This is a genomic window from Polaromonas sp. P3_C2 (assembly GCF_056402675.1).
In genome coordinates, this window is record NZ_JBFUGX010000566.1 from 1 (window position 1) to 2,769 (window position 2,769).

Here is a 2,769-nt window from a genome sequence, read left to right on the forward strand (position 1 = left end):
ATGTATCGCTCAGGCTGGGGTAGCAAAGAGGGGCAAGAAGGGGTCTTGGGCCTGAGACTGAGGCGTACGTTCTTTGACTCGCTTCTCGCCGCCGCCGTGCCTTCCATGTTCGACAGCGAGGTCTATGCGAACCCACAGGAATGGCAAGCCGCCGTTGCGACTTCGAATGTCAGGCGCCAGTGGGATCCAGACCACGCACCATCGGGCGCGAACCTCACCCGCCGGGCCATACAGCTCGGTTTGCGCGGGGAGGCCTTACGCGCGCTGGCCACGACCGAGCTGCTGGAGGTGATCGACATGAGCAGCTTCGTCGCATCGCAGCGCCTGCAAGCCACGGATGATGATCCCAACCTGCAAGTGCCGGTCGAGACGGTGTACATCGAGCGGGCCGCATAGGCCATCCCCTTAGCTACGGGGGCTGAAGGTCCTCGGAAAATACATCACTGCACGCCTGTCTTTCAGGCGGTAGCCCATGGCAGGCCTGGGCGATCCTACGTCGAGAAAGCCTTCCTCCTTCAGAAAGTCCGCCGCCAGCGCGCGAGTCCGGAACCCGCTTTTGTCGATGGACCGCCCCAACACCACCTCATACATTTTCTGCAATTGCGGCAGCGTGAACGGTTCCGGCAAGAGGAAAGCCGGCAGCGAGGTGTATTCCACCTTGCTTCGCAGGCGCTCCAGCGCAGCTTGCAAGATGTCGCTGTGGTCAAACGCCAGCCGCTTACGGGGCGACAACTCATCTACCGGATGCCATTTGGCCGGCTTGGCTTCATCCTGAACCAGTTGCACAGAGTCGGCGGGCAATAGCGCAAAGTAAGCATGCGTCGCCGACCAGCCGCGCGGATCACGCGTTTTGCCGCCCCAACTGCCCAACTGTTCCAGATAGGGGCTCTTGACGCCGGTCTTGTCGAGCAGCTTGCGCCTGGCGCAGGCCTCCAGCGAGTCGTCCTTGTCAACATCCACAAAACCGCCAGGGAGGGCCCAGGCGTCCGGGAACGGCTCTTCCGGCCCCACGGGCCGTTTAACCAAAAGGACCTGCAAGTGTTCGTCCAGCACGGTGAAGATCACYAYGTCGACCGTSGTCAGCGGTTTTTCAAAGTYCAGGTGTTTSGGTTTGGYSGCCATTTTTTTTCTCCCGTTTGACAAAYYTGAATTARGTTGTATTATGCAACTCATAAATAGGTTGTTCAATACAACCTATCGAACAATTAACCACAAGGAGAAAGCACCATGTTAGGCATCCGGTTCATCAAGTCCCAGCCCACGGTTCACCTGATTCAGTTCAAAAGGGGGAAAGTGATCCGGGAAGGCGCAGGCCAGTCCTTTTATTACTACGCGCCCACCTCTACCGTGGTGGCGGTGCCCGTGGCCAGCGCCCACCACCCCTTCATGCTGACCCTGGTGACCTCCGACTTCCAGAACGTCACGGTGCAGGGGCAGGTCACCTACCAGGTCAAAACGCCGCAGCTGACGGCTCGCCTGATGGACTTCTCGTTGAAAGCCAACGGCCAGGGTTATGCATCGGACGACCCACTCAAGCTGGGCGACCGTGTCGGCATGCAGGTACAGGTCATCATCCAGCAAAAAGTCCAGGCACTGGCGCTCAAGGAAGCCCTGCTCTCCTCCGCCGAGATCGCCCGGCATGCCGAAGCCAGCCTGGGCGCGCAGCCMGAGATCGCGGCCTTGGGCCTGCAGGTCCTGGGGGTGTCCATCCTGGCCATCAAGCCGACCCCTGACATCGCCCGGGCTCTGGAAGCCGAATCGCGCGAGGCCAACCTCAAGGCTGCGGACGACGCCATCTACCTGCGCCGCATGGCCGCGGTCCAGAACGAGCGCTCTATCCGCGAAAACGAACTGGACACCGAAGTTGCCGTGGAAGACAAACGCAGCCAGATCGAGGACGCCAAGATGGCCGCCAAGGCATCGGTGATGCGCAAGGAAAACGCCCTGCGTACCGAGCAGATGGATTCGGACGTGGCCCTCGAAGAGAAACGCAAGCTTTACGTCAACGGCCAGGCCGCCAACTCGCGCACACTGGCCGAGGCAGAAGCGGCCCGGCTGGACGCCATCATGAAGACCTTCCAGGCGGTAGATCCCCGCACCATCCAGGCACTGGCTTCGGCTGGCATGGACCCAGCCCAGCTGATCGCCCAGGCCTTTGGCGGCATCGCCGACAAGGCCGAGAAGATCGGCCAGTTGAACATGTCGCCCGAACTGCTCAACTCGCTGCTGGCAGGCGCGAACGCCGGTACCCGGAAATAAGYAGAAACAGGAAAGGACAAAAACATGTCTGCAGCCGAGAACCGCAAGGTGGTGTTGGTCACGCGCCAGACCCGGCTCGAAGAGCTGGTGGCGCGCTATCAGACCCTGGGCCAGGCTCAGTTTTACCTGGAACACCTGGGCGCCGACTTCACCGACTACCTGCGCGAGAACGAGGCCTATGCCTCCAGCCTGCGGGTGGTCGCGGAAACCTTGCAGGCCTGGGGCCGCTACCAGATCATCGACAGGGCGCACCTGAGCAACTACATCTTCGCGGCCGACGACATCGTGGTGACGCTGGGCCAGGACGGCATGGTGGCCAACACCCTGAAGTACCTGAACGGCCAGCCGCTGGTCGGCGTCAACCCGGAGCCCAAACGCTGGGACGGCGTGCTGCTTCCGTTTGAGCCCTCACAGCTGGCATCAGTGCTGCCCGGGGTGGCGAGGGGCAGCCGCGCGACCTCGCTGGTGACCATGGCGGAGGCCAGGCTGTCCGACGGGCAGGTGCTGATG

General features: G+C 61.7%; 3 protein-coding genes and 1 pseudogene. 3 read left to right on the top strand and 1 reads right to left on the bottom strand.

The genetic code is table 11. The features are described 5' to 3' along the window. The gene (locus tag AC1DWI_RS19015; protein ID WP_477725453.1) at window positions 1-396 is read left to right on the top strand and encodes a DUF4291 family protein; all 396 of its coding nucleotides are present in this window, start codon (window positions 1-3) and stop codon (window positions 394-396) included. 9 nt (window positions 397-405) lie between these two features. Here AC1DWI_RS19015 and AC1DWI_RS19020 read toward each other — a convergent pair whose 3' ends face one another. After that, on the bottom strand, window positions 406-1,122 hold the full coding sequence (locus tag AC1DWI_RS19020; RefSeq protein WP_477725454.1) for an NUDIX hydrolase: 717 nt from the start codon (window positions 1,120-1,122) through the stop codon (window positions 406-408). A 105-nt stretch (window positions 1,123-1,227) separates the two neighbouring features. On the opposite strand from AC1DWI_RS19020, the gene AC1DWI_RS19025 reads away from it, so the two are divergent. Next, complete coding sequence (locus AC1DWI_RS19025) at window positions 1,228-2,259, top strand: SPFH domain-containing protein (RefSeq protein WP_477671042.1); 1,032 nt, start codon at window positions 1,228-1,230, stop codon at window positions 2,257-2,259. Between the two features lie 24 nt (window positions 2,260-2,283). After that, window positions 2,284-2,769, top strand: a pseudogene (locus AC1DWI_RS19030) (sugar kinase); the annotation flags it as partial.